Source organism: Pseudomonas sp. (genome assembly GCF_040514055.1).
Taxonomy (GTDB): Bacteria; Pseudomonadota; Gammaproteobacteria; order Pseudomonadales; family Pseudomonadaceae; genus Aquipseudomonas.
Window position 1 is genome coordinate 85,037 of sequence record NZ_JBEVDL010000052.1, and the last position, 25,336, is coordinate 110,372.

Consider the following 25,336-nt stretch of genomic DNA (forward strand, 5'->3'; position numbering starts at 1 on the left):
GCCCCGCACCGCGGGGCTTTCGCGTTTCTGGGGTGTGCTGCTCGCCCTTTTGTACCCGTTAGCGTCTAGACGCTCGTCTACATGGATAGACTTCCCGTGGCTTCTCTGAATAAACCTCCGGAAAATGCCAGATAGCGGATATCCGCGGTTTTATGATGTGTTGGGGTAGTTATGAGATTGAATAACCTGGGTATCTTTCTTTCCTGCGGTGCAGCTGTGCTGGTTGTACTGGCAAATTTATATTTCTATAACCAGCGCTGCGCGTTCAGTCCGACCATCTCCGTGGCGGGAGTCTTTATCGGTTTTTCATTGCAGGCCGTTTTTTTGCTGTCTTTTGCAAGCTTGCTGGGATACTCAGCGATGACCGCGCGGGCGCCTCGAGAAAACAGACTGAATAACCTTAAAATGACCACTGTGTTTATCTTCGGTGCCCTGTTTTTGGGAGGGGGTATCAGTCACCAGGCGTTATTGCGAAGTGATGCCATGAAATCACGAGGCGCTTCTTCAGTGGGTGATGTTTGTCTATTCAGCAGTCGCGCGGCTCCGACTGTTGAGACCGCGGTCGTGACGTCTGGCGCCGAGCTGCTCAAGCATGAACAGACATCGCAGCCGCAAGGCAGTGAAACGCTCCTGTACCCATTTATGCAACAAGCGTTGCTGCAACCTGACCGGCAGCTCGATGCGTTATCTCACGCGGACTATCAGGATCCTTCGAGCATTAAACTGAGCACTACGGCACCACGCGATGAGGCAGGACGAACGGCCATTCGAGTGCTGACCATTCCAGGACGGCCGGTATCGCCAGCCGCGATGGCGCAGCTGATAGACCGGTTCGGCGCCTTGCCGGAAAATTTCATGCACTGGTTTGGCCAACAGGCGGGCAGCGTATTGTTAGTGCGTGACGCGGATTCGACCCAACAGTACCGCGTGTTCAGCCCCGAGGAGGCCCTGGAGCGGCATGCCGAGCTGATGGGGTGGCTACACCTACATGACGACAGCGCGCCGGAGATGTCTAAAGATATATTCGCTATGCTTGGCAAAGCGGGCATTGACCCCGCCAAGATGCTGCCGATAGTGGGCAGTGATGGGACCCCGGACTGTTTTGTGATGCGCTTGGACGGCGAGTACCGAGGTCATATCTACTTCTGGAGCCATGAACAGATCCCCAGGTTTGAGCCGATTACAGCTAACGCGGTTGGCTTGCTTGAGTACTTGATCGACAGGGCTCGTGCTGGCGATATCTTCGTGCTTTGATACAGAAGTCGATTCAATAAGGTGATGAAGCTAGCCCTCGATTAACTTTGTTTCTACTTGATGGCTATGGTGGAATTCCTGATCTATCCCCTATTTATCCTCAGCCATAATTGCCCTGTGCTGCCTCTGGTACTCGTCGTAGGGCAGGTTTTCTTGCATAAGCTGCTGAAGCCGTTGATCCCTGTTTGACTGGCTTGGAGGAGTGGCTGTGCTTTCCACCTTTGGCTGTTTTCCGAGCTCGCCCTGGGTACTGGCGTTGTGAAGAAACACCAGTGCGTCGGCAAACTCTTTGGCCCTGTGCTCTGAGCGGAAATACACATTTCGGGCCGTCACGCCTTCGGAAAGTCGAATTGTTACGGCAAAGCGATTTTCACGACCGTTGCGTTTGGAAAGAATGGGCGTACCTAGAGAGCGAAAATAGATGCGCTGGGTTATCTCTTCCGTTCTCAAGAATGTCGAACCCAGACCGACGGCGACGCCGTTGTAGACGGAGACTGTGCCCGTGGTCAGCCCTCGGGTCACCGAGCCGTTCGATAGGCCAATGTACTCAGCGGTCACCATGGCTGACTGTGGTTTTTGTTGACTGAAGTCCTCGTAGAACCCTTGCTCTACAATCGAGGCTGCCTCGGTTATTCCTATGGCTAGGGGCGATGGCGTGTAGGCGATCCGAGAGTGGCCGCAGCCAGCCAGAATGAGCACTATCAGTGCGGATACTACTAAGCGCATGGCGCCTCCTTGCAGTCATGCGTGGAACAGCCAAGGGTGGCGATGTCTGGCACTTTGCTATCTTAGCAGTCTATTAACGATCTGCCGGCAGTCAGTAGCCCCTTCTCAGGGGCGTCGTAGCGGTACCACTCCCACCTTCGTCAGGGCTCAGCAATGCGCTTTCCTAGATTCCCTCCACTGTCGAAGAAGAGCCGGGAGATGCGCCGGGTCTTTGCTGAGATCCACCAGGGTCGCACCTGGGGTGACTGCGAATCGATTTCCGGGCCCGGCTCCACCCGTGCACGAGCGGCCACGTTTCTGCCGGACCTAGTCGCCCTGGTGCGGTCGCTCGAGGGGCACACGCTGCTCGATGTGCCGTGCGGTGACTTCAATTGGGCGGCGCCCCTGGCCGATTCGGTCGGCTGTTATATCGGCGTGGACGTGGTACCTGCCTTGATCGAGGCCAACCACCGCCAGCACGCCTCGGCCAACCGTCGGTTCCTCTGCCGTGACCTGGTTCGGCAACGGCTGCCCAAGGCCGATATCGTGCTCTGCCGCGACGCCCTGGTGCACTTCAGCCAAGCCGATATCATGGCTGCCATTGCCAACCTGCGCCGCACGGGAGCGGCGTTCCTGATCGCAACCACCTTCGTCGGTGACCGGGCGAATGCCGATATTGGCACGGGCGAGTGGCGGCCCCTCAACCTGCAGCGGCCCCCCTTTTCCTTCCCGTCGCCCCTGGCGCTGGTCGATGAGCGTTGCCAGCACACGGACGGTATCTACTCGGACAAACGCCTGGGGCTCTGGCGCTTCAGCGATCTGCCTTGACGCTGCTTGGGTAGAGGCGCGAGGTCATAGTGCTTGGCTTGGCATGCGCCGGTCTGTGGACCCACGCGGATGCCTGAGGTTTTCTCATCAGCCTGCGGCGACCCGCTGATCGTCAAGCGCTGCAGGAGCATCATGACGCGGGTTACGGGCCTTTATGTTGCCCGTGGCACAGCTAGAATCCTTGGTCTGTCTTATGGCTGGAGAACCGGGATGATCAGCAAGAACAGAGTCTGCCTTTGGTATGACGGCTCCGCGTTGGAGGCGGCGACCTTTTACGCCGCGACGTTTCCGGACAGCGCGGTGGGCGTTGTTTATCGCGCGCCAGGTGACTATCCGGCGGGCAAGCAGGGCGATGTGTTGACCGTCGAGTTCAGGGTAATGGGCATCCCCTGTCTGGGCCTCAATGGAGGGGCGGCGTTCAAGCCTAACGAGGCGTTCTCGTTCCAGGTGGCGACCGACGACCAGGCCGAGACGGATCGCTTGTGGGACGCGATCGTCGGAAACGGGGGCCAGGAAAGTGCCTGTGGCTGGTGCAAGGACAAATGGGGGCTGTCCTGGCAGATCACGCCGCGGGTTTTGACGGCGGCGATCAGCCATCCTGATCGGGCCGCCGCCAAGCGCGCCTTCGACGCGATGATGGGCATGCACAAGATCGATATCGCTGCGATCGAAGCGACGCTGCGGGGCTGAATTACGCTGGAGTATTGAGCCTTTAGCTGGGGCAACTGCGGCTGTGTAGGGCGGTCTCGGCGCGCGGTTCAGCGACAGCCCGCCGCTTCGCGGCGATGCCTAGAGCAGCGTTCTGCTCCAGTCGAGGGTGCCCCAGGGCCGCTGCTGCTTGGTATCGATACGCCAGGTTCCGCCCTTGCTCACCAGGCCGTACAAGCACTCATAGCGAACCGACGCACCGGGACCCTGTCGGGTCATCAGGCGCGCCGCGCGACCCTTGAGGTCGAGCTTGACCAGGGTTTCGTCCGGGCTGTAAGCGGGTGGGAAGCCAAAGCTGCCCTGGCGGCCATAGGTACGGGGTTTTGCGGTGCAAAAGCGCTCGAAGACCCGTTGCTGCCCGTCTTGAATCGGCTGCCAGTCGATATGCTCGTTGCCGCTACGCTGGTGGTCGGCGTAGCACTGGGTTTCCCAGCGGTGCATGGCCAGGATAAAACCACGCAGCACACTGGCCGGCTCGCTGTCGTCGATCTCGCCGCCATCGGCCACCGGCCAGGGCAATGTCGATTCTTTCAAGGGCACGGGCGCACGGGCGCCCTGGGCTTTCAACAGCGCCACCACCTCGGTGTGGCCACTTTCCTCCGCGCGTGACAGCGCATTGCGCCCATTAACGGTTTGCCCATGCAGGTTTGCGCCCGCGGCGAGCAGGCGCGTAACCACGTCGAGGTGTCCGTTTTGGGCCGCGCCCATCAGCGGCGAATGCTTGAAGGGGCTGTTGTCCTTGTCGACCTGGGCGTTGGCCGTCAGCAGCAGGTCAATGATCTCGACATAACCCTGCATGGCGGCCCAACTAAGTGGGGTAGAGCCAGTGGCCGCATCCGTGCAGTCCGGGTTCGCGCCCTGCTTCAGTAAGAATTCTACCGTGTCGGTCTGGCCGGCAATCGTGGCTTCGATCAGCGCGGTGCGACCTGGCATCCTGTCGGCGAAGTCGATAGCAATACCGGCCTCCAGCAGGGTCTGCAGCGTGGCGATTCGCCCGGCGGCGGCGGCCTTCAACAGCGCTTTACTCATTGCATCTCCTCAGGGCCTGGTAGGGCGACGTAGGGTATTGCCAGGTTTCTGGAGCGGCTGTACCGGCGTGATCCAGGAGCACGACGGTAGCCGAACGCGGGCCTGAGACAGCAACTTTGTATCGCGGCTGTGATGAGGTTCGATGATCAAAAGTGTCCAGGCTCCGCGCAGAAGCGCAAGAGGCGTTGCACGCAGGTGATCACGCGGATGGATAATGTGCCCATCCCCTTGACGATAAGGAATTGGCCGATGGTGGAGATACGCCAGGCAACGACAGGCGACGTGCGCCAGCTGCTGGCGCTGGTTGCCGAGTATTGGGCCTTCGAGGGTATTGCCGGCTTCGTGCCCGAGCGGGTGGCCGCCCAGCTGAGCCGATTGCTGTCCAGCGCGGAACTGGGCGCGGGCTGGATGGCGGTGGAGGAGGGCGAAGCGGTGGGCTATCTGCTGGCCGTCCAGGTCTTCAGTCTGGAGTACCTGGGGCTCACGGCCGAAATCGATGAATTCTTTGTGTTGGCGTCTCAGCGTGGCAGGGGCGTCGGCGCGGCGCTGCTGAACACCGCCGAAGCGGAGTTTGGGCGGCGGGGTTACACCCAGGTTTCGCTGCAGCTGTCGCGGACCAACCCGTCCGCGCTGCAATTTTACCGGGGTTTGGGCTATGCCCAGCGAGCAGACTATGGATTGCTGGATAAGCCCTTGGGGTTGAACGCCTAGCCGCCGTGAGGGGCTCATAAGCCCGAGCTGTGGACATTATCATCTCGCGCCGCGTTGCCGCGTAAATGGCCCCAGGCCAGGTGCGGGCTGCAGTTTTTTGTAGGGCGGGCAGCGCCCGCGAGTGCTGGCGAAATCGCCTTCCTGCACAGGCTTAACCCAGCGCTGTGCTCAGCAGGCCCGGCGGGACGTATCGGCTGTTAAATGCGCGGGATTCTCCCGCCCTACCAAAACGACGGGTTCGGCGCGGCCGTGCGGGTAGTGTCCACTGGTCCTAGAGCTGTCCTGCCGCAGGCGGTTTCGCAGTGCCTGGACCCTGGCGCCAGTGCCAGTAGATACCGATAGCCACTGCCGCCAGCACCAGCGCCAGCACACCCGCACCACCGGCTGCCAGCATCTGTTTGCCAGCGATACGGCACGCGGGGCGGGTTTGCTCGAACAGGGGCGGCGGGCAGTTCCAAAAACTCAAGGTGAGGCGGGCGGTCAGGTACAACAGCCCGCCGGCAACGGCACTGACCGCGCAGCCGATACCCAATAGCCAGAGCCGGGTGGACGTTGCGCCCGTGAGGCGCGGCGCGGCCGGCTGCTGGGTTATCGCCTGGGGGCTGTCAGTCGCAGCTCTGGAACGGAACCAGCGATTGCTGCTGGGGACATAAAGCAGCACGACCGCGGCCAGCGGTAGCAGGTAGACCAGGCTGCCAACGATACCCAGGTTCGGCCAAGACGGAAGGCTGGCCAGAAAAGCCACGAAAGTGATCACGCCATAAAAGTAGAACCCGGTAAAGGCCAGGCGCGCGGCGTTGCTGCCGAATGCCATGGCGACCAGCAAGGCGGCTTTTATCAGGTGGGTTACGGCAAAGAAGAACATCGGGATAAAGGGGGCGATCTGCATAGTCGACGTGCCCACTGACGGCAAGCCTCGAATAAAACCGTTGATCAAAAATACGGCCAGCACGACGATTGCCAGCAGCACCAGCGCAGGTGGACGAGGGATCATGGAGGCTCCAAGGCTGCGGACGCAAAAAAGGGTGGCAAAGTAGGCGTCTATTGAGCCTAGCTCGCTATAAAATGGCAAACCGGTTGGCGTGGAGCCTTCGCGCGGTGACAAACGTGCGTCCGAAGCACGTTTGGCCTTACGCTTAACGCAACTACGGGTGTGTGTTCGATCAATCAGCGGGCCTAGTGGATGTGGTGGGATTTGGTATGGAGCTTGGCCAGCTTTCGTGCGATGACTATGTGGAATGAACAAGGGTGGGTTTAGATGAATAAATGACCTGCCGCTTCAGTCAGGCAAGTAATCAGAGGACACAGTGTTAAATCATCCTTGCTTATGCGGGTGGCTCCATTTTTTTATATTGGAAATCAACTATGAGTGACCGTAGTCGGTACACTGCTTTCTTTATTTTGCTCTTGTTTCTTTGCGTTTATTACTGGCTGGCTGTTGAGAGTTCATGGCGCTGGTGGCTGCTTTGGCCAGCGCTGTCTTGCACTGTGCAGGCTTTAGCCTATGGGTTAAACCGTCCCTATTTGGTCTGTGGGAAAACCTCTTCCGGACGGATTTCCCTGCCCATGGTTCTGCTGAACTTGCCATGGTTGACGTTCACGTGGACCACGTGGGGGCTGATAGTCCTGTTCAGTCGCGAACCAAGCATTAACCCTATCCCCGGAACGAATGTCTCGATTTCCCGCTATCCACTGTTTGGGGTTGATCTTGCTGGATTCGATCGCGTCTTGGATCTTACCGCCGAGTTTCCATGCCTCTATAGGGTGCAAAAACAGTATCGATGTCTGCCCAGTCTGGATGGAATAGCTTTAAGTAATTTGTTGGCGGTGCTCGATATAAAGCCTGCCGAAAAAGTTCTTATTCACTGCGCCCAAGGGCACGGGCGCAGTGCAACATTCGCTTCGCTGCTGCTTACGGGGTATTCGATTTTCTCGACAGCTGAAGGCGCTTATGTTGCGATTCTCAACGTGCGGCCCGGTGCGAAGCTGGCGAAATCGCAAAAGCTCCAATTGCAGGCGGGATCTTTAACTCACCGTACTTAGCTGTTTCTGGGTTTTTAGTGTTTAGAGGTGGTCTTGGGTTTTTATGCGTTACTCTTGGGTTCTGGCATGCAGACCACTTTTGAACGGGCTATGTAAATTTTGTAAGCCGACATGGCTCCAGGTTTTTTGTACGGAGAATAGGTGCAAACAGGAGCTCCCAAACACTGGGGGAGGCTTCGTGCCTGCTTGCAAGCTGATGGTGTTTCGAACATTGTAGGTGCCACCTTATTCACTACCTGGGAGCGATTATGAGCTGGAGAACAGGCAGTAGTATTTTTCTGGAAATTTGGCCCATTCTGCAAAAGCATATCGAAGAGGATGACGAGCGTATCGAATTCACCGCCAGCCTGTTGAAGCTCTTCGTCGAAGGCGATATGGATGCCTACGATGTCGAAGACGTCCACCCGGAAATCCGCGCTGCGATGCGCGAGGCCGGTATTGCACTAGCCGAACCCGAGCGCTACAAGGATGAGCAGTAGGTCGCATGGGTCTATTGGATTAGACCTGGTTAACAGATGTATGCCGCCCCCCTTGGACCTTTAACGCGGCATTGAATTGAACGATGACGACACGTTGCAGCGGTTGTGTGACCAACCGCCCAGTCAAGCCGTGACAACCTCGCGGTGCACGCTGCTGCTGGCCTACTGGCACCAGCAGCACGAGGACATAGCGCTACTACTGCTGACGCACAAGGTCCGAGCGCTGCCGAAGCCCTCGCCAGCGCGCCCAGGATACCGTTCGAGCACCGCCGCATCGGAATAACCTGTCTGAATTCCAGCGCAAGTGCACTTGGGCCCTGGCCGATATCGGTACCTAAGGGCGTCGGCCGGATTGTTTCTTGCCGCGCTTGGACGGCGAGCACTGTGGTAATGTCTACTTCTGGGGCCATCATGAGCGCGCCAGCTGCGAGCCTTCGTGAATAACGCGGCGGACTTGCTTGAGTATTTGAGCGGAAGAATCAAAACGGCGAAGTGTTTTGGCGCTGAAGACTGATACGCCACTCAGGGACTTGGCACCTGTCAGCTTAGGGTGTGCCGTACTTTAAGCGCTGACTATGAGCAGAAGCGTCCAATTAGCAAGTGTCTGAACCTAGGGTAAAAAATCTCGTCGTGTATTGGTTGCCGGTTTGCTATAGTTTGACAGTGAATAATCTAATGGAGAGGGGGTTGCAAATAAAAAGATGAATACTCGAGCGAATGTTTCGGCTCGTCCGAAATTTGTAGGTGGGTTGCTTCTGGTATTGGTCATGCCCTTGGTTATCGCCAACTTGGCAATGCTCGGTGCGGATATGTACCTCAGCGTTTTCTCCATCGCGATGCTTACTGTGCCAGCCAGCTATTTCGTTGCTCGCTGTCTTTTCACCTCTGCAGATGATCTGTCAAATGTCATTCACCTGACTGAGGCTCGAGTGGTATATGTGTTAAGTTTTCTGACGGCCGGCTTGTTGATATTGTTTGCCCAGCCTATATATGCGGTGCCCGCCTTGCTAAGCGGTTTGATGTATTCGTGTAGCGAGCGAATCGTTGGTCGGGCGTTACGTTGGTTTCCGCTTTTTCGGTGAGATAAAAAAATCCTGCGCCGTTGTAACGAAATGAAAACTTCAAGCCGCACAGGCTGACGTTTTGGTGCGGTACGCTCGATTCAGGTTTTAAACAAGCTCTCCTCGCCATTACAGCCTGCTCGTTCGGTCACTTCAAAGTCTTGATAGGGTCGGCGTGCCGAGTCGTTGAATGAACGATTTGCCGGCGTCCTTAAGAGCGCAATCTACAACTCCGCTGCAGTGCTGGAAGACTGAGCGAAGAGCGAATTTATTACTGTTTAGGAATGCTCCCTAAGCTTATTTTGGAAAAGTAACGTGCACTGGCTATGTCGCTCTAATCTTATCTACAGCCCCGAACTCGTCCACCGCAAAAGCGATAAAACTGCGCAGCGCCTGGGTCATGCGCCGGTCGCGGTGGTAGAGCAGCGACATGGGCCGTTCCTGCAGTTGCCAGTCGGCAAACAGCTGTACCAGCTGTCCCGCCCGGACATGCTCGGCCAACAGCAGCGCCGGTTGCATCACCACGCCCAGGCCCGCGCAGGCGGCTGTTCGGACCGCCTGGCCGTGGTTGACCGTGATCGATCGCCGCGGCATCACCTCCACCACCTCGTCGCCCCTGGACAGCCGCCAGGGCGAACGCGCCGAGGGGGTAAAACCGACGGCTTCATGGCTGGCCAACTCCAGCGGATGCCGGGGTGTGCCCAGGCGTTTCAGGTAATCCGGGGCGGCCGCGATCATCATCCGGTAGGACGCCAGGCTGCGCACGATCAGCCGTGAGTCCGGCAGGCTGCCGAGGCGAAAGGCGAGGTCGAACCCCTCGTCCACTAAATCGATATTCCGGTCGCTCAGGGTCAGGTCCAGGCTGACCTCGGGGGCTATCTCGCGGTAGCGGCGTAGGCTTGGCACCAGGGCTTGCGCGCCGAAAGTGGTCGGTGCGGTGATCCGCAGCTGGCCACGGGCCTGGGTCTGCGAGGCTTGGGCATCCTGGTCGGTCACCGCCACCCGCTCCAGGATATCGCGGCATTGTTCGGCATAACCGGTGCCGAAATCCGTCAGGCTCTGGCGCCGCGTGGTGCGGTTCAGCAGGCGGGTGCCCAGGCGTGTTTCCAGCGCGGCGATATGCTGACCGACCATGGCAGGCGACAAACCGAGCCCGCTGGCCGCCGCACTCATCGAGCCGGCCTGCACGGTGGCGACAAACACCTGCATGGAGCGGAAGAGGTCCATTCGATAGCTTTTCTTTTAGATGATCCAAGTATTTCGCCAATTATCAGCAAAGTGCTGCTTAATTACCATGGCCGTGAGCAAATCCACCCAAGGAGTACAGCGTGGCACTATCACGGTTTATCGGTAAAACAATCCTGATCACGGGCGCGGGCACCGGCATGGGTCGAGCAGCCGCCCTGCGGTTGGCAGACGAAGGGGCACAACTTGTGGTGCTCGGGCGCAGGCTGGAGCCCCTCGAGGCGCTGGCGAAACAGATCGAAGCGCGCGGCGGCCAGGCGCTGGCAATCCCGTGCGATATCGCTCAGGAACCGGCGATCATGGCCGCCATTGCCCAGGGGCGTGGGCATTTCGGCGGCCTCGACGGCGTCTTCGCCAACGCCGGCGTGCTGGGTGGCTTCCAACCGCTGGCCGAGACAGCGGTGGAGGATTTCGACCCGCTGATCGCCACCAACCTGCGGGGCACCTTCCTGACCCTCAAGCACTGCCTGCCCTGGCTGGCGGGCGGCAGTATCCTGATCAACGCCTCCTGGACCGTCAGTGGCGTGATGCCGGGCGCCGGCGCCTATGCCAGTACCAAGGGCGCGTTGCTGGCGATGATGCGCACCCTGGCCCTGGAGCAGGGGCCTCGCAACCTTCGGGTCAACGCGATCAATCCGGGGATTATCCTGACGCCCATGGCCGACGAGGTGCTGGATCCCGAGGTACGTGCCCGGCTGGCCGCGCATACGGCCTTGCGCCGCAATGGCACGCCCGAGGACGTCGCGGGTACGGTCGCCTGGTTGCTGTCGGAGGATGCCGCCTTTGTCACCGGCCAGGAGATCACCGTGGACGGCGGATTCACGATCGGGGGGATGCGGCTTTAGGGGGCCGAACCGGGCACGCAAGCCCGCTGCTCGGTTGCGCGCGCCTGCCATGCGCGCGCCGCCGCGACGGTTCGCCGCAGCGGCCCGAAGTGACAGCGCGGGGCTGGCATGCAACCGTGTCAGGGTCGAATACGGCGCCGCGACCGGCGTCCCTGTGACAGGAGTGGCCTGGATGAAGACCCATGTGGAACGCTGCGGTGTACCTCCCGGCGCGCTGATCCAGCAGCAGTTGGCCGGGGCCCGCTTCGTCGATTGCCAGCGGATCACCCTCGAGAACGCCGAGCGCACCGCCCTGCGGCATTTTCTGCTGCTGATGGCCGATACCCCTCGCTGGATCGATACCCTGATGGGGGTGCGCAATCGCCTGGTGCAATGCGTGGGCTTGAAAAACCTCGGGCGCATGACGCGCGTCGACCCGGCGCGGCCGGACGAATCCTATCGTCCCAATGACCGGGTCGGAATATTTACCCTGATCGCCAATGCCCCGGACGAGTTACTGCTGGCCGACCAGGACAAGCACCTGGATGTGTATCTGTCGGTGAACCGGCTGCCGCTACGTGCCGACGGCACGCGGGATATCGTGGTCTCGACGGTGGTGCGCACGCATAACCTGCTCGGGCGGCTTTATATGCTGCCGGTGGGGCCGTTCCATCGCTTTATCGCGCCGCTGATGCTGGCGAATATCGCGCGTCACTGAGCTTTTTACGGCGCCATGCGGCGCTGCTGATGGGCGTCGCTGGGCTCGACCTCGGCGGTCCGATCCACAGGATGCCCAGCGCCTTGAGCGCGTAGGCGCTGGAACCTCTGCAGTTGCCTTCCCACGCGGAGCCTGGGCAGGATCATCTGCACCACAGCCGCGGCCGCCCTTCACTCCTTGAACCGGAAATGCCAGCTCGCCAGGTGGCCCAGTTCCTTGGCCCCGGCAAACGAAATACGCGTCGGGGTCGGCTGTTGATGGACGGGCGCGGGTTGACCCACGGCGATGCGTTTGACCCCGGTGGTCTTGGCCAGGCCAGCGGACCAGTGCTGGCAACGTTCGCCGTTGAGGCGGTCGCGGTAGGCCAGACCACGCACCTGCTCGGCGCTGGGAGTTGTGGGCGAGAGCAGGTCAAGGTATTCCACGCGGCCACGGGTGATGCCCCGCGCGTCGGTTTCTTCGGCATGGCAGTAGACCGCGCCCCACAGGTCCTCGCGGTAGCGCACGGCGTAGATATCACCGGCCGCGACCGGCCCACTGATGGCCTTGGGGCCGCTTGAGGGCGCCTTGGCCGCTTTCGGCGCCTTGACCTTGGCCGGAGCGGCGGGTTCGTGGGCGGGCACCGGCAGGTGGCCGAACAGACGCTCGAGCAGGGCTTCATTCAATCCGTGGTCGCTGCTCCACCAGGCCAATGGCCCCGGCACCTCGACCCGCACATTGGGGCGCATGTCGCGCTCGGATGACGAAGTGAAGCGGGTGAACAGGCCCGGGTGCTCAGGGGTTTCCAGCACGCCGATAAAGGCCAGTGCCGCCAGCAGTGTTTCACAGCGGGCCGGGGTATTGACCGCCAGCAGGCCGCTGGCCTTGATCGCCTCGCGGGCCTTGCTGTAGCGGGCGGCGGCGGGCAGGCCGCGCAACAGCTCGAGCAGCTGGTGGAACACCCACGTGTCGCGCTCGCTGGGGACGGGCCAAAGGTCCGCGGCGATGGCCGTGGCATTTTCCAGGGCCAGGACCGCGTCCAGCGGATCGTTCTCGCCCCATGCCGAGCCGCTGATCTGATGAAAGTAGCTTTGCTGGGCGCGGTCCTTGCTGGCGTCGGTATGGAAGCACAGGTTGCACACCCGATCCGGCGCAACACGGCTGGCGGTGTGTGCCGGCAGCGTCAGACCCAGCGCCATGGCGGGCAGCACCGTGGCCCAGGCCGGGGTGCTGGAGACCAGCGAGGCGACAAAGGCGTCGGCAGCCCGCTGCAGCTCGACGGCGCCGGCCAGTGCCTGCAAACGACTGATGCATGCGTCGTGCTCCATGCTGACGAACTGGTTGGGCATCGAGTGTGCGTCAGCCAACTGCTGGCGCTCCTCGGCGGTGACCGTGTCCGGGATGCGGTGACAATGACGCTTGTCCCCGTCGATATAGCCGTTGGGGTGCGAATAGATGCGCTTGAGTAGGGCCGTGAGGCTGGGGTCGAATGGCTTCACCGTGAACAGTCTCCAGTGGATGGATCAGAATGCGCGACAGGTAAAACGAGCTAGTCGGCCAGGCGCGCGTCGCACGCCTGGCGCGTGCCACCGATCAGCCGGTGACCACCTTGTAGCAGGGCACGTAGGCCGCGCCGCCCGGCAGTTTCATCCGGTGCTGGTCGACGAAGGCCTTGAGCAACTGGTCGAGCGGTTGGGTCACGGCCAGGTCGCCATGGATCTCGTACGGGCCATGTTGCTCGATCAGGCGGATGCCCTTGTCCTTGACGTTGCCGGCGACTATCCCGGAAAACGCCCGGCGCAGGTTGGCGGCCAGCTCGTGGGCCGGCAGGTCGCGGCGCAACTGCAGGCTGGCCATATTGGCGTGGGTCGGGTCGAAGGGGCGCTGGAAACTTTCCTCGATGCGCAGCAGCCAATTGAAATGGAAGGCGTCATTGCGTTCGCGACGGAACTGGGTCACCGCCTTCAGCCCCAGGGTCATCTGGCGGGCGACCTGAACCGGGTCGTCGATGATGATCTGGTAACGACCCTGCGCCGCCTCGCCCAGGGTTGCACCGACAAAGGCGTTGAGTTGCTGCAGGTAGGGTGCTGCGCTTCTTGGTCCGGTCAGGATCACCGGGAAGGGCAGGTCGCGGTTGCTGGGGTGCATCAGGATGCCCAGCAGGTAGAGGAACTCCTCGGCCGTGCCGGCGCCGCCGGGGAAGATGATGATGCCGTGACCGACGCGGACAAAGGCTTCCAGGCGCTTTTCGATATCCGGCAGTATCACCAGCTCGTTGACGATCGGATTGGGCGCTTCCGCCGCGATAATGCCCGGCTCGGTCAGGCCCAGGTAACGACCGCCGTGGATCCGCTGTTTGGCGTGAGCGATGGTGGCGCCCTTCATCGGCGCCTTCATCACGCCGGGGCCGCAGCCGGTGCAGATGTCCAGGCTGCGCAGGCCCAGCTCATGGCCGACCTTCTTGGTGTACTTGTACTCCTCGCTGCTGATCGAGTGGCCGCCCCAGCACACCACCATCTTCGGCTCGACGCCGGGTCGCAGGGTGCGGGCGTTGCGCAGCAGGTGGAAGACGTAGTCGGTGATGCCCTGGGAGGTGCTCAGGTCGATGCGCTGGCTGTCCAGTTCGCTCTCGGTGTAGACGATGTCGCGCAAGGCGCTGAACAGCATTTCGCGGGTACTGGCGATCATTTCGCCGTCGACGAAGGCGTCCGCGGGGGCATTGATCAATTCCAGGCGTACGCCTCGGTCCTGCTGGTGAATCCGCAGCTCGAAGTTCTTGTAGGCATCGAGGATGGTCTTGGCGTTGTCGATCTGCGCGCCGGTATTGAGGATGGCCAGGGCGCATTGGCGGAACAGGGTATAGATACTGCCGGAGCCGGCTTGGCTCAGTTGCTGCACTTCCCGTTGGGAGAGTGTTTCCAGGCTGCCCCGGGGGCTTACCGAGGCGTTGATTACGTGTCGTGGAGCCATTCTAGCTTCCCTGAAAACGCCGCACCCTGCGGATGCAGCGGAATGGTGGAGGCCGCAGACGGTTGCGCGCGGCGGCTTTCGGTGGGGCGGTTGGGCAGCGGCCTGAGATGGCGACTGAATGTGCCCGGTGCACCCTGCGTGCCGATCCCAAGGGGCGCGACAGCGCTTGGGTCTATCTTACCTCGGTGAAGTCGCGCGCAGTGTGAAAGCGCGGCGCCGGCAGGCGCCGGGGCTTGCTTGTCTGCCAGGCGAGTGGCCAGCGCCGTCTCTGAACACTGTCCCGAGGCGATAGAACAGCGGGCGCGGCTGCCATGTGGCAAGTGGCGAGGGGGTGTTGACACGGGCTACACGCGCCGAGTTGCCCAGGCCAGGCGCGGGCCTCAGGTTTTTGTAGGGCGGGCAGCGCCCGCGAATCCTGGCGAAATTGCCCCCGTGCTGTACCCAGCAGCGCCCGCCGGGGCAAGCGCGCGGTTAAATACGCGGGATTCTCCCGCCCTACCCAAGCGCCTCTGCGGGTAGGCACGGGCAGGCGCGGGCCGCAGTTTTTTGTAGGGCGGGCAACGCCCGCGAGCCCTGGCGAAATTGCCCCCCGTGCTGGACCCAGCAGCGCCCGGCTGGGCCAACACGCGGTTAAATACGCGGGATTCTCCCGCCCTACCTGAGCGCCCCTGCTGGCAGGCAAGGGTAGACGCCCTAGTCCATGCCTTGTGGCGGGCCCGGCAGGTTGTGGGCAATGGAGCGGGCCAGCTCCCGGACTTGGCGCGGCGTCCGGCAAAAGGCGGGTGCGATGTTCGCGAGGGTAAAGGATTCGCCCGTATCACGCTGCTGGAAACGCAGGGTCAGCACAGGCGTTTGACCGCGGCTGCAGTGGACCCTGAAGGAAGGCAAGCAGGCCTCCAGGATCCGCTCGATATCAGCGGTGGCAAGGGGTTTAAGTTCCATTGAGACCTGCCCGTACAAAAGGCCTTAGGGCCGTGGACACTAACCACAGGTGCCGTGCTGCCGCGCATAGTGTCCACCGGCCCTAGAGCGCCACAATAACGCTGCTCCGCGGGGGGTTAAATCCTCGAAATTCGTAGGGGGCCTGGAGCCTAGGGGCGAATGGGCGGGGCCGAGGCCGAGGCTGCCAGCCTGGCTCGACCGGACGGTCGGCGGGCTGCATTCGCTTGGCGGTGGCGGCCTTGCCTGCCACGACCAGGTCTGGGGTGCATGCGGCGACGTCCACCCGACCAGCGAGGCGATTGCACGGCTTGGCCGCCCGTGCGAATCATCTGGCCGAAAGTTGGGTTCGCTGTCGGGGCATGAAACCCCCGCCCTGGCGCGCGGCGTCGGCTTTGCCAAGTGCGCGGAGCTGGCTTTATGATGCTAACCGATCGGGTGTAAACCGCGTGGGGGGCATCGTTACCGAGATCCCCGCGACCCTGTCCGGCAGATGGCCGTTAGGCCGCTGACCAGGGCGTTGATGGAATAGCCGTGCAAGGATGCTGATGAACCTTTATACCCCTGGGCCTGCCTCGCGTCGGGCTATTCGCTCCGTCTCGCCTGTACAGGCGCGGCTTCTTTCTCGCCAAGCCTTCTCCCAGGCAGCCGCCCAGGGATGGCCTGCAGCGGGTTATCCGTGCTGACTCGGCCATGAGCTTGATACCCCGGTGTGGGCGATTTCCCTTGAGCGCGGATGTTTGCATCCGCCAGGTCAGGCTCCTGCTGCTGCCGCTGTTGCTGCTGGCGAGCGCCTGCGACCACCGACCCGCGGCCAATACCCCGGAGTACCGCCAGGCCCATGGCCTGGTCGAGGGCCGGGACAACCGCATTGTCGTTGGCGCCACGCGTTTTCGCATACCGGCTGCTCTCCCCGTCGAGGTTTACACCGGCGGGCCGATCCAGCCGGGGCGGGCCGACACCCTGACGCTGTATCTGGATTTCCCGGGGCGCCTGGAACAGCCGGCGGACCTCGGGATCTTGTCGCCGTCCACCGTCCGGGTCGAGATCAAGGATATCCCTGGCGGCGAGGAGCAACTGACGCCCCTGTCGCGGCAGGACGCGCGCTGGCAGCGCGTGTTCGATCGGCCCGACCTGGGCTTGACCGAGTTTCACGACCTGCAATTCGACGGGGGTTGGGGTTATATCAGTTACCAATCGCTGGCGCCGGACGCCAGGACCCCGCTGGGGGCGCCGATCCAGTTGGCGTGCAGCGGATTTCCAGTTGGCACCGTGCACCAGTGTCGGGGCGAGTTCCGCATGCCCGCGGGGCCTTACGTCTGGTACTTCATCAGCGTGGACTTGCTGCCCCATTGGCGGGACGTTCAGCGCGGCATCGTCGAAACAACAGAACAATTGACCAAGGATTGACCCAGACATGGAACGTATCTATCTGTCGCAACAACAAATCGACGTGATTCGTGCTTTCAGCGAGCGTGGCCCGAACGCCAGGGGCCGTTACGACGATGTATATCAGGCCATAGGCGCGATGCTGCCCGACAGCGACGTGAAACGCTGGTTTCAGGGCGCCGAACAGGCCAACGCCGGGCGTGGTGCTTTCTCCACGGTGATCCGTGAGTACAGCCGCCGGCAATTGGAGCTGCGCGGTGGCACCTTTACCCCCGAACTGATGCAGGCCGCGTCCAACGCGGTGGCGGTCAACGCGTTGAAGGACATTCTCAGCGCCGCTCGAAAACAGCCGGACGGTCGCTGGCTGTTTCCCACCATCGAGGACATTGCCAACAACGATGCGGTCGGTGTTGGGCAGGTGCTGTTCGCCCACCTGGGCAATGACACCGCCGGTGGCCTGGTCAACGCCGGTTGGGCCGGTTCGATCCTGTTTTCGGCACTGGGCTCCAACCAGACGTACCGGTTGACCACCGCGGGTGGTGGCGACCTGAATCGGCTGGACGATTTCAAGAACCTGCTGTTCGCCTACGAGGCCTTCGGCAAGGCCCTGGTGGCGGCGCGGGGGGCGGCGGGCAGCCAGGTTCTGGAGGCCGATCGGCAGTTCTTCACCGATATTGGCATTGGCTGGGACACCTTCCTGTCCATCAGCCTGAAGGACCTCTACGCCATCGGCTTTAACAAGGTCAGCGGCTTTTTGAGTGGAGACGCCAAGCTGTTCGGCCAGCTGATCGAGAAGGCCCAGCCGCCTCTGGTGCTCGACTGGCTGAGGTCCAGTTACCAAGGCAAGAACCTGGACAAGACGACCAGCGCCGAGGGCTTTCTGAGTGCGGCCCAGGGGTTTTTCGGCGGGCTCAGTGCGGCCACCCTGCAAGGCATGAACGCTCGCCTGTTGCCCGCCAACAAGCAGGAAATTCTCGGGCTGGCCAAGCAGGACGAGTCGGTTCGCAACGCCCTGTTCGCCCTGTCGCCGGTGGCCATCACCCTGCCCAGCTATGCCCAGGACCTGAGCCTGATGAAGTTGGAAACCGGCGACGGCAGCTTGTCCGAAGAATGGCTGGATAAACGCGCCTCGATGCTGATTTTCGAAAAGCTCTATCGCGAGGATGGCCAGAACGATGGCGTTTTCGAGATGCCATTTGGGTTGCCAGTGCCGATCGTGGGCGATATCGATTTTCGGGATTTCAGCGGCGGCAGCGAATACAAACTGCGTATAGATGGTGTCGACGGGGGCATTGCCGAGACCCGACAGATCGTCTTCGGTGGGCGTGGCGGTGATTCGGCCCAGGGCGGTGACGGCAAGGATTTCCTGTTCGGCATGGCCGGCGCGGATCAGTTACAGGGCGGCGCCGAAGCGGACTACCTGGAAGGGGGCGACGGCAACGATCAGCTCGATGGTGGCGAGGACGACGACAAGCTGTACGGCGGCAAGGATAACGACACCCTCAAGGGCGGGGACGGCAAGGACAAGCTGCTTGGCGGTAAGGGCAACGATACCCTCGAAGGGGGGGACGGCAAGGACATCCTGGAAGGCGGTGAGGGCAGCGACCGCCTGGCGGGCGAGGATGGCTACGATGTCTATCGCAGCGACAGCCAGGACGAGATATCCGACACCGACGGCAAGGGCGCCGTCTACCTGCAGGAAAAACAGCTGACCGGTGGCCGCCGCAAGGAGTCCGACCCGGAAAACATCTACAACGGGGGCGGGCACCGTTACGAACTGCAAGGCCGTACCCTGTTGATCAGCGGTGGACCAACGATCAAGGATTTCACCAACGGCGACCTGGGAATCAACCTGGAAACCGAGCCGGAGGATGACGAGGAAACACCGGACATCGACGGCCCCGAGCAAATCACTTCACCCATCGTGCTCGACCTGGATGGCGACGGTGTGGAGACCCTGGCCCTGGGTGCCAGTTACTTCGACCATGACGCCGACGGTCTGAGCGAACGCTCCGGCTGGGTGAGCCCCGACGATGGCCTGCTGGTGCAGGACCTCAATGCCGATGGTCGGGTTAGCAGCGGCGCCGAGTTGTTCGGCAACCACAGCCGGCTACGCGATGGCGGCCTGGCCGCCAATGGTTTCCAGGCCTTGGCTGAGTATGACGACAATGGCGATGGTCGCCTCGATGCCCAGGATGCTGCATTCGCTACCCTGCAGGTCTGGCAGGATCTCAACGGTAACGGCAGCAGTGACCAGGGCGAACTTAAGACCCTGACTCAGGCCGGCGTGCGCTCTATCGCCACCGGCTACGCCGACTCCGATCGGGTGGACGCCAATGGCCATGCGCACCGCCAGGTCGCCACCCTGTTGCTCAGCAATGGCACGGCGTCCACGGCGGCGGACGTCTGGTTCAAGGTCGATGCCGGCCAGCGCGTCAACAGCGGCAGCATTACCCTGACCGACGACGTGCTGTTCATGGCCAACGCCCAGGGGTTCGGCAAAGTCCAGGACCTGCGCCAAGCCATGGTGCTGGATGCGACGCTCAAGGAAATGGTCAGCCAGTACGGCCTCACCACCGATGCCAAGGTCCGTAGCGAGTTGCTCGACAGCCTGATCTATCGTTGGGCGGGCGCCGCGGACGTCAACCCCAACAGCCGCGATCCGAGCAAGGTCTATGGGCATGTGATGGATGCCCGGCAGCTGGTGACCCTGGAGAACCTGGTGGGGCGCGCCTACCTGGGCACCTGGTGCTGGGGCGAACGCGACCCCAATCCACATGGTCAGGCGGCGCCGGTGCTGGTGGCCGAGTACCTGGAGTTCAAGCGATACACCGCCGCGCAGTTGCTGGCGCAGACCGACTACGCCGCTGAATTGGGCATCCGCTCGCATTTCGGTTCCGACGCACAACGTCCCCGTGTCGATTGGGCGCCGCTGGCGGACACGCTGCGGACCCTCGATGCGACGGGGCAGAGCGAACGCGTCAAGGACATTATTCGCGTGTTGAGCGACCTGGGCCTCTATTCACCGGCTTACCGTGCCGAGCGGGATGCCGCGTTCCAGGCCATTGCCGCGGGTAATGTGCAGCTGGCGCCCTATTTCGATTTTTCCAGCCGTATCGGCACCGCGCAGAGCGACAATCTCTACGGTGTGACCGCCGGTACGTTGTTCTACGGGTTGGCCGGCGACGATCGCCTTTACGGCCAGGCCGGTGGCGATGGCTATCAGTTTGGTAAAGGCCATGGCAACGATGCCATCCTCGACCAGGGCGGTATCGATCAGCTGCTGTTTGGGCCTGGTATCGGTCCGGCCGATCTGCAGTTCTCGCGCAATGTCACGACGGTGTGGATCAAGGTCAGGAATGCCGATGGCAGTGTCAGCGACTCGCTGCGCATCGATAACTTCTTCGATTTCGACGGATCGGTGGCGTATGGGGCCATCGAGAAGATCGTCTTTGCCGATAACACCCGCCTGGACCAGCAGCAGATTCTTGGCCTGTTGACGGCCGCTTCGGTGACCAGTGGGGATGACCTGGTGTTCGGTTCGCCGCAAGGTGACGCGATTGCCGCCCAGGCAGGTAACGACAGCCTCCACGGGCTCAAGGGTAATGACAGCCTGTCGGGTAACGAGGGCAATGACCAGCTGCTGGGCGACGACGGCGAGGACCAACTGGACGGCGGGAGCGGTGACGACAGCCTGATCGGCGGTCGGGGCAGCGACACCTATCTGTTTTCGGCGGGTCACGGCCAGGACGTGATCAACAACTTTGCCCCGGACGCCGACAAGGTCGATCGAATTCGTTTCGATGCCTCCGTAGACCCGGCGGCGTTGCGGGTCCGGCGCGACGGAGAGGATTTGCTACTGCACACGTCGACTACCGACAGCGTGCGGGTCACGTCTTACTTCGCCGCCGAGGCGACGGGTGGCTACGCGGTGGAGCAGATCGCCTTTCACGACGGTACGGTTTGGCGCGTCGAGGAGGTCAAGGGCAAGGTCACCTTGGCCACGACCGGCGACGACGTGCTCGAGGGCTACGGCAGCGACGATAGCCTCTTCGGTCTGGCCGGCAATGACCGCTTGTTCGGTCGCGCAGGCAACGACAGCCTGCTGGGCGGCGAGGGTGATGACAACCTCGAGGGTGGGGTGGGCGATGACGTGCTGCTGGGTGACCAGGGGCACGATGGGCTGCAAGGCGGTGAGGGCAGCGATCGGCTTGAGGGCGGCACCGGCGATGACCGGCTCGACGGCGGCACTGGTGACGATCGCCTGCTCGGTGGTGAGGGTCAGGATGTGCTGGAGGGCGGATCCGGTCGTGATCATCTGGAAGGTGGCGAAGGCAATGACAGCCTTTCCGGCAGCGCAGGCGACGATTTCCTGGTCGGTGGCAAGGGCAACGATCGTCTCGATGGAGCCAATGGCAGCAACAATTACCTGTTCGCCAAGGGCGACGGCCAGGATCTGATTGTCGATGCGTATGAGGAGGTGGTGACCCTCTACCTGGCGCAATTGCCCCTCGACCAATTGGTCTTCCGTCGCGACGGCCTCAGCCTGACGGTCGGCTTTCTCGGCAGTCCCGACGACAAGCTGACCCTGAGCAATTTTTTTACCGGTGAAACTCCGCGCAGCAGTATTCAACTGCACTACGGCGATGGCCTGCAAAGGACCCTCGGTGCCGCGCAATTGCAGCTGCTGACCCTGGACGGCAGCGAGTGGGACGACCTGATCAGTGCTTACTCCGCCGATGACCGGATCGAGGCGTTGGCCGGCAACGATACCGTGCAGGCTGGCGCCGGAAACGATCAACTGGGCGGTGGCGAAGGCCATGATTTGCTGCTGGGGGAGCAGGGCGACGATGTGCTGCGCGGCGGCGCGGGTAATGATCGGCTCCATGGCGGCGAAGGCAATGACCAGCTCACGGGCGACGGCGGCGACGACATCCTCGAAGGCGGAGAAGGCGACGATCAGTATCACTTCGCTGCCGGCTTTGCTTCGGACCGGCTGGTCGATGCCTCGGGTGCTGACGTCGTGCACTTTAGCGGCATGGCACCGGACGACCTGATTCTACGGCGCGAGGGGCTGGATTTAATCTTGCTGAACCGTATGACCGGTGACCGCCTGCAGGTCGTTGGGCAATTTTCCGCGCAGGCGGGTAGGCCGGGCGGCACGCCGCTCGAGCGGGTGGTGTTCGCGGATGGCAGTACCTGGAACTACGACGACCTGAAAACCCTGGCCTTGAAGGGCAGCGAGCTGGCGGACGTGATTTACGGACATGCCGACGACGATCTGATCGAGGCCGGCAGCGGTGATGATCGGTTGCTGGCGGGGGAAGGCAACGATAGCCTGAACGGGGGAAGCGGCAACGATACCTTGAATGGTGAGCAAGGCGACGACGTGCTTTCGGGTGACGTCGGCGACGATCTGCTCGAAGGCGCCATGGGTAACGACCAGTTGCACGGCGGAGATGATACCGACCAGTTGTACGGCGGCGACGGCAACGACCTGCTGTTCGGCGACGCCGGTGATGACCAGCTCAACGGTGACTGGGGTGATGATCAACTGAACGGTGGCGCAGGCAACGATCTGCTGGCCGGCGGTGGCGGGCAGGACAGCCTGTATGGCGATGCCGGTAACGACAGCCTGAGCGGCGACGGCCTGCTCGATGGCGGCCTGGGCGATGACAGTCTGGAAGGCCTGGGCCTGCTGATCGGTGGCGAGGGCAATGACCACCTGAAGGGGCTGGGCTTCGATACCCTGCAAGGCGGGGCGGGCGATGACCTGCTGGAAGCACACAGCGATGCCTGGAACCAGGGCGCCAATACCCTGGAAGGTGGTGCCGGTGACGACACCCTGTACGGCGCCTTCGGCGAGGACCGCTATGTCTTCAACCTGGGCGACGGTCGCGACCTGCTGATCGAGCGGCGGGCCGACCAGGCCTACAGCAATATCGAGCCCACCGCCGATACCCTGGCCTTTGGTGAAGGCGTGGCCGCTGCCGACCTGGCCTTCAACCGTCGCGGCCTGGACCTGGTCATTGAGCATACCAACGGCAGCGATGCCATTACCGTGCAGAACTGGTTCCGGGAACCCACCGATCACTTCAAGCTCGATACCTTCACCTTTGTCGACGGCAGCATGCTGAGCCAGGCCGAGGTTGAGGCGCGGGTGATCACCCATGGCACCGATGGGGCCGACAGCTTTATCGGCTACCGCGCCCTGGGCGATGCCATGCGCCTGGGCGCGGGCGACGACAAGGCATGGGGCCGTGACGGCGACGACCTGATCCAGGGCGAAGCCGGTCACGACTACCTGGAAGGCGAAGCCGGTCAGGACAGCGTGCAAGGCGGATTGGGTAACGACCAACTGGACGGTGGGGTGGGCAACGACCTGCTGGCGGGCGGTGCCGGCGACGACAAGTATGTCTACAGCCTGGGCGACGGGGTCGATGCGATCGACAACAGCGGCGGTGGCAACGACGGGGTGTTCTTCAGTGGCGGCATCGATGAAAAGCGCCTGGACTTTAGCCGCGACGGTAACGACCTGCTGATCCGCGTGGACAAGGATGATGCGCAGGCGGTGCGGGTGACGGGGCACTTTCTGGGGGGCGACAAGGCCATCAGTTACGTGCAGCCCGACGGTGGTTTCCTGATCACGGCGGCCCGTATCGCCCAGATCATTGCCGCCGGCTCAATCCCCGGCGGCTTCGATACCCTGGTCGAAGGCACGGCGGCCGGCGAGCAACTGGCCGGCGGTGTGGGCCGCGACCTGTTGCGTGGCCTGGCCGGCAACGACAAGCTGTTCGGCATGGGCGGCAATGACCAACTCGAAGGCGGCGACGGCGACGACTACCTGTCCGGCGGCAATGGCGGGCAACAGGGCTCGGGCAACGACAACCTGATCGGCGGTGCCGGCAAGGATGTGCTGGACGGCGAGGATGGTGACGACGCCCTGGCCGGTGGTGCCGGCGATGACCAGTACTACTACCGGGCCAATGGCGGCGTCGATGTGATCGACAACAGCGGCGGCGGCTTTGACGGTGCCTTTATGGTCGGCGTGGCGCGTACGCGCCTGAGCTTCCATCGGGTCGGTGACGACCTGGTGGTGCTGGTGGACAAGGACCTGAAGCAACAACTGCGCATCAGCGGGCACTTCCTCGGCGGCGATGCGGCCATCGATTTCGTCCAGCCGGACGGCGGCAGTTACCTGACCACGGCGCAAATCGCCGGGCTGTTGACCGCCTTGCCGGATGCCGGCGGTACGCCAACGGACCCGACTGATCCCACAGATCCGACGGATCCAACCGACCCTGGCGATCCCGGCACCCCGCCGCTGCCTGGCGTAGGCGGCGCCGACCTGCTGACCGGCACGGCCGGCCACGATCTGCTGCTCGGTGGCGCCGGCAACGACACGCTGGACGGTGGCGCCGGCAACGACCGCCTGCTCGGCGGCGTGGGCGACGACCGTTATGTCTTTACCGCCGGCCAGGACCTGGTCGAGGAGCAGGGCGGTGCCCAGGACCGGCTGCAGTTCGCCGCCGGTATCACCTTCAACCAGGTGGCCTCGGGCATGACCAAGTCCGGCAACGACCTGATCCTCAAGGTCAACGGCAGCACGGCCAACCAGGTGACGCTCAGGGACTTTTTCCTCGGTGGCGACAACCTGGTGGAGACCTTCGGCTTCGACACGGGGGGCGAGCTGACCGCGGCGCAGATCTTCGGCGCCTTTGGCCTGGCCCTGCCGACCCCGCTGCCGGCCTTCGACAATCGCGTGCAGGGCAGCAGTGGCCATGATGCGGCGCTGGTCGGGGGCGCCCTGCGCGACCTGCTGCAGGGCTTTAACGGTAACGACGGCCTCAAGGGCGAGGCCGGTAACGATCGCCTGGAAGGCGGCAACGGCAACGACACGCTTACCGGCGGGGTCGGCAACGACCTGCTGCTGGGCGGGCGTGGCGACGACACCTATGTGTTCGCCGCCGGCAGTGGCCAGGAGGTGATCGACAACAGCGGTGGCGGGTTCGACACCCTGCGTTTCGAGGGCATCAGCCAGAGCCAGGTCGGCAGTGGCCTGCTGAAAAGCGGCAACGACCTGGTGCTCAAGGTCAGCGGCGGTGCGGACCAGGTGACCCTGAAAAACTGGTTCCTCGGTGGCGACAACGTGGTCGACCTGATCACCTTCGCCGGCGGCGGGCAGTTCACCGCGGCGCAGCTGTTTACCGTATTCAAGCTGAGCAACCCCGATCCGCTGGGTTCGCCCGCCTACCAGAACCTGCCGGACGAGCGCGGTTTTGCTACGGTCCTGGCGGGCCAGGCCGGCGAGCAGAACCTGCTCGGCTCCTCGGACGCCGAGCTGCTCGACGGCGGCTTGGGCAACGACCGGCTGCGCGGCAATAAGGGCAACGACTACCTGCTGGGCGGCGACGGTGCCGACACCTACCTGTTCGCCGCGGGCGATGGCCAGGA

General features: G+C 62.5%; 18 protein-coding genes. 11 read left to right on the top strand and 7 right to left on the bottom strand.

Features of this window, described 5'->3' with window-relative positions:
• The first annotated feature begins 171 nt into the window (after positions 1-171).
• On the top strand, positions 172-1,254 hold the full coding sequence (locus ABWY06_RS12700; protein WP_353925927.1) for a hypothetical protein: 1,083 nt from the start codon (positions 172-174) through the stop codon (positions 1,252-1,254).
• Positions 1,255-1,344: 90 nt separating this feature from the next.
• On the opposite strand, the gene ABWY06_RS12705 is transcribed toward ABWY06_RS12700, so the two are convergent.
• Positions 1,345-1,980 carry a hypothetical protein gene (locus ABWY06_RS12705; protein WP_353925928.1) on the bottom strand — a complete coding sequence of 212 codons (636 nt, stop codon included), beginning with the start codon at positions 1,978-1,980 and terminating at the stop codon, positions 1,345-1,347.
• Between the two features lie 198 nt (positions 1,981-2,178).
• Between ABWY06_RS12705 and ABWY06_RS12710 the strand changes: the two genes are divergently transcribed.
• A complete protein-coding gene (locus tag ABWY06_RS12710) occupies positions 2,179-2,787 on the top strand; it encodes a class I SAM-dependent methyltransferase (protein WP_353925929.1) in 609 nt (202 codons plus the stop codon).
• Positions 2,788-2,997: 210 nt separating this feature from the next.
• Positions 2,998-3,477 carry a VOC family protein gene (locus ABWY06_RS12715; protein WP_353925930.1) on the top strand — a complete coding sequence of 160 codons (480 nt, stop codon included), beginning with the start codon at positions 2,998-3,000 and terminating at the stop codon, positions 3,475-3,477.
• Positions 3,478-3,576: 99 nt separating this feature from the next.
• Here ABWY06_RS12715 and ABWY06_RS12720 read toward each other — a convergent pair whose 3' ends face one another.
• Positions 3,577-4,524, bottom strand: coding sequence for an ankyrin repeat domain-containing protein (locus tag ABWY06_RS12720; RefSeq protein WP_353925931.1), 948 nt, complete (start codon positions 4,522-4,524; stop codon positions 3,577-3,579).
• A gap of 249 nt (positions 4,525-4,773) precedes the next feature.
• Between ABWY06_RS12720 and ABWY06_RS12725 the strand changes: the two genes are divergently transcribed.
• Positions 4,774-5,235, top strand: a complete 462-nt coding sequence (locus tag ABWY06_RS12725; RefSeq protein WP_353925932.1) for a GNAT family N-acetyltransferase — start codon at positions 4,774-4,776, stop codon at positions 5,233-5,235.
• A gap of 271 nt (positions 5,236-5,506) precedes the next feature.
• Here ABWY06_RS12725 and ABWY06_RS12730 read toward each other — a convergent pair whose 3' ends face one another.
• The gene (locus ABWY06_RS12730) at positions 5,507-6,229 is read right to left on the bottom strand and encodes a hypothetical protein (RefSeq protein ID WP_353925933.1); all 723 of its coding nucleotides are present in this window, start codon (positions 6,227-6,229) and stop codon (positions 5,507-5,509) included.
• Positions 6,230-6,600: 371 nt separating this feature from the next.
• On the opposite strand from ABWY06_RS12730, the gene ABWY06_RS12735 reads away from it, so the two are divergent.
• The 3 genes from ABWY06_RS12735 (at position 6,601) to ABWY06_RS12745 (ending at position 8,839) form a co-directional block, all read left to right on the top strand.
• Entirely contained in the window at positions 6,601-7,278 is a 678-nt protein-coding gene (locus tag ABWY06_RS12735) for a protein-tyrosine phosphatase family protein (protein WP_353925934.1), read from the top strand.
• A gap of 248 nt (positions 7,279-7,526) precedes the next feature.
• Positions 7,527-7,757, top strand: a complete 231-nt coding sequence (locus ABWY06_RS12740; protein ID WP_353925935.1) for a hypothetical protein — start codon at positions 7,527-7,529, stop codon at positions 7,755-7,757.
• A 767-nt stretch (positions 7,758-8,524) separates the two neighbouring features.
• A complete protein-coding gene (locus tag ABWY06_RS12745; RefSeq protein WP_353925936.1) occupies positions 8,525-8,839 on the top strand; it encodes a hypothetical protein in 315 nt (104 codons plus the stop codon).
• A 303-nt stretch (positions 8,840-9,142) separates the two neighbouring features.
• On the opposite strand, the gene ABWY06_RS12750 is transcribed toward ABWY06_RS12745, so the two are convergent.
• The gene (locus tag ABWY06_RS12750; RefSeq protein ID WP_353925937.1) at positions 9,143-10,045 is read right to left on the bottom strand and encodes a LysR family transcriptional regulator; all 903 of its coding nucleotides are present in this window, start codon (positions 10,043-10,045) and stop codon (positions 9,143-9,145) included.
• Positions 10,046-10,203: 158 nt separating this feature from the next.
• On the opposite strand from ABWY06_RS12750, the gene ABWY06_RS12755 reads away from it, so the two are divergent.
• Complete coding sequence (locus ABWY06_RS12755; RefSeq protein ID WP_353925947.1) at positions 10,204-10,908, top strand: SDR family NAD(P)-dependent oxidoreductase; 705 nt, start codon at positions 10,204-10,206, stop codon at positions 10,906-10,908.
• 172 nt (positions 10,909-11,080) lie between these two features.
• On the top strand, positions 11,081-11,605 hold the full coding sequence (locus ABWY06_RS12760; RefSeq protein WP_353925938.1) for a DUF2867 domain-containing protein: 525 nt from the start codon (positions 11,081-11,083) through the stop codon (positions 11,603-11,605).
• A 170-nt stretch (positions 11,606-11,775) separates the two neighbouring features.
• On the opposite strand, the gene ABWY06_RS12765 is transcribed toward ABWY06_RS12760, so the two are convergent.
• The 3 genes from ABWY06_RS12765 to ABWY06_RS12775 all read right to left on the bottom strand — a co-directional run bounded on the left by ABWY06_RS12765 (position 11,776) and on the right by ABWY06_RS12775 (position 15,496).
• The gene (locus ABWY06_RS12765) at positions 11,776-13,083 is read right to left on the bottom strand and encodes a hypothetical protein (protein WP_353925939.1); all 1,308 of its coding nucleotides are present in this window, start codon (positions 13,081-13,083) and stop codon (positions 11,776-11,778) included.
• A gap of 94 nt (positions 13,084-13,177) precedes the next feature.
• Entirely contained in the window at positions 13,178-14,554 is a 1,377-nt protein-coding gene (gene ppnN / locus ABWY06_RS12770; RefSeq protein ID WP_353925940.1) for a nucleotide 5'-monophosphate nucleosidase PpnN, read from the bottom strand.
• A gap of 693 nt (positions 14,555-15,247) precedes the next feature.
• Positions 15,248-15,496, bottom strand: coding sequence for a hypothetical protein (locus ABWY06_RS12775; RefSeq protein ID WP_353925941.1), 249 nt, complete (start codon positions 15,494-15,496; stop codon positions 15,248-15,250).
• A gap of 690 nt (positions 15,497-16,186) precedes the next feature.
• On the opposite strand from ABWY06_RS12775, the gene ABWY06_RS12780 reads away from it, so the two are divergent.
• Both ABWY06_RS12780 and ABWY06_RS12785 read left to right on the top strand, forming a co-directional pair.
• Positions 16,187-16,903 (top strand): hypothetical protein, encoded by a 717-nt coding sequence (locus ABWY06_RS12780; RefSeq protein ID WP_353925942.1) that lies wholly within the window; start codon positions 16,187-16,189, stop codon positions 16,901-16,903.
• A gap of 7 nt (positions 16,904-16,910) precedes the next feature.
• Positions 16,911-25,336 (top strand): calcium-binding protein (locus ABWY06_RS12785; RefSeq protein ID WP_353925943.1); only part of this gene is annotated, 8,426 nt, incomplete at its 3' end.

Excerpts from the sequence above, each read along its gene's own strand:
- ABWY06_RS12700 (WP_353925927.1), top strand. The coding sequence starts at position 172 with ATGAGATTGAATAACCTGGGTATCTTTCTTTCCTGCGGTGCAGCTGTG.
- ABWY06_RS12705 (WP_353925928.1), bottom strand. The coding sequence starts at position 1,980 with ATGCGCTTAGTAGTATCCGCACTGATAGTGCTCATTCTGGCTGGCTGC.
- ABWY06_RS12710 (WP_353925929.1), top strand. The coding sequence starts at position 2,179 with ATGCGCCGGGTCTTTGCTGAGATCCACCAGGGTCGCACCTGGGGTGAC.
- ABWY06_RS12715 (WP_353925930.1), top strand. The coding sequence starts at position 2,998 with ATGATCAGCAAGAACAGAGTCTGCCTTTGGTATGACGGCTCCGCGTTG.
- ABWY06_RS12720 (WP_353925931.1), bottom strand. The coding sequence starts at position 4,524 with ATGAGTAAAGCGCTGTTGAAGGCCGCCGCCGCCGGGCGAATCGCCACG.
- ABWY06_RS12725 (WP_353925932.1), top strand. The coding sequence starts at position 4,774 with ATGGTGGAGATACGCCAGGCAACGACAGGCGACGTGCGCCAGCTGCTG.
- ABWY06_RS12730 (WP_353925933.1), bottom strand. The coding sequence starts at position 6,229 with ATGATCCCTCGTCCACCTGCGCTGGTGCTGCTGGCAATCGTCGTGCTG.
- ABWY06_RS12735 (WP_353925934.1), top strand. The coding sequence starts at position 6,601 with ATGAGTGACCGTAGTCGGTACACTGCTTTCTTTATTTTGCTCTTGTTT.
- ABWY06_RS12740 (WP_353925935.1), top strand. The coding sequence starts at position 7,527 with ATGAGCTGGAGAACAGGCAGTAGTATTTTTCTGGAAATTTGGCCCATT.
- ABWY06_RS12745 (WP_353925936.1), top strand. The coding sequence starts at position 8,525 with ATGCCCTTGGTTATCGCCAACTTGGCAATGCTCGGTGCGGATATGTAC.
- ABWY06_RS12750 (WP_353925937.1), bottom strand. The coding sequence starts at position 10,045 with ATGGACCTCTTCCGCTCCATGCAGGTGTTTGTCGCCACCGTGCAGGCC.
- ABWY06_RS12755 (WP_353925947.1), top strand. The coding sequence starts at position 10,204 with ATGGGTCGAGCAGCCGCCCTGCGGTTGGCAGACGAAGGGGCACAACTT.
- ABWY06_RS12760 (WP_353925938.1), top strand. The coding sequence starts at position 11,081 with ATGAAGACCCATGTGGAACGCTGCGGTGTACCTCCCGGCGCGCTGATC.
- ppnN (WP_353925940.1), bottom strand. The coding sequence starts at position 14,554 with ATGGCTCCACGACACGTAATCAACGCCTCGGTAAGCCCCCGGGGCAGC.
- ABWY06_RS12775 (WP_353925941.1), bottom strand. The coding sequence starts at position 15,496 with ATGGAACTTAAACCCCTTGCCACCGCTGATATCGAGCGGATCCTGGAG.
- ABWY06_RS12780 (WP_353925942.1), top strand. The coding sequence starts at position 16,187 with ATGAGCTTGATACCCCGGTGTGGGCGATTTCCCTTGAGCGCGGATGTT.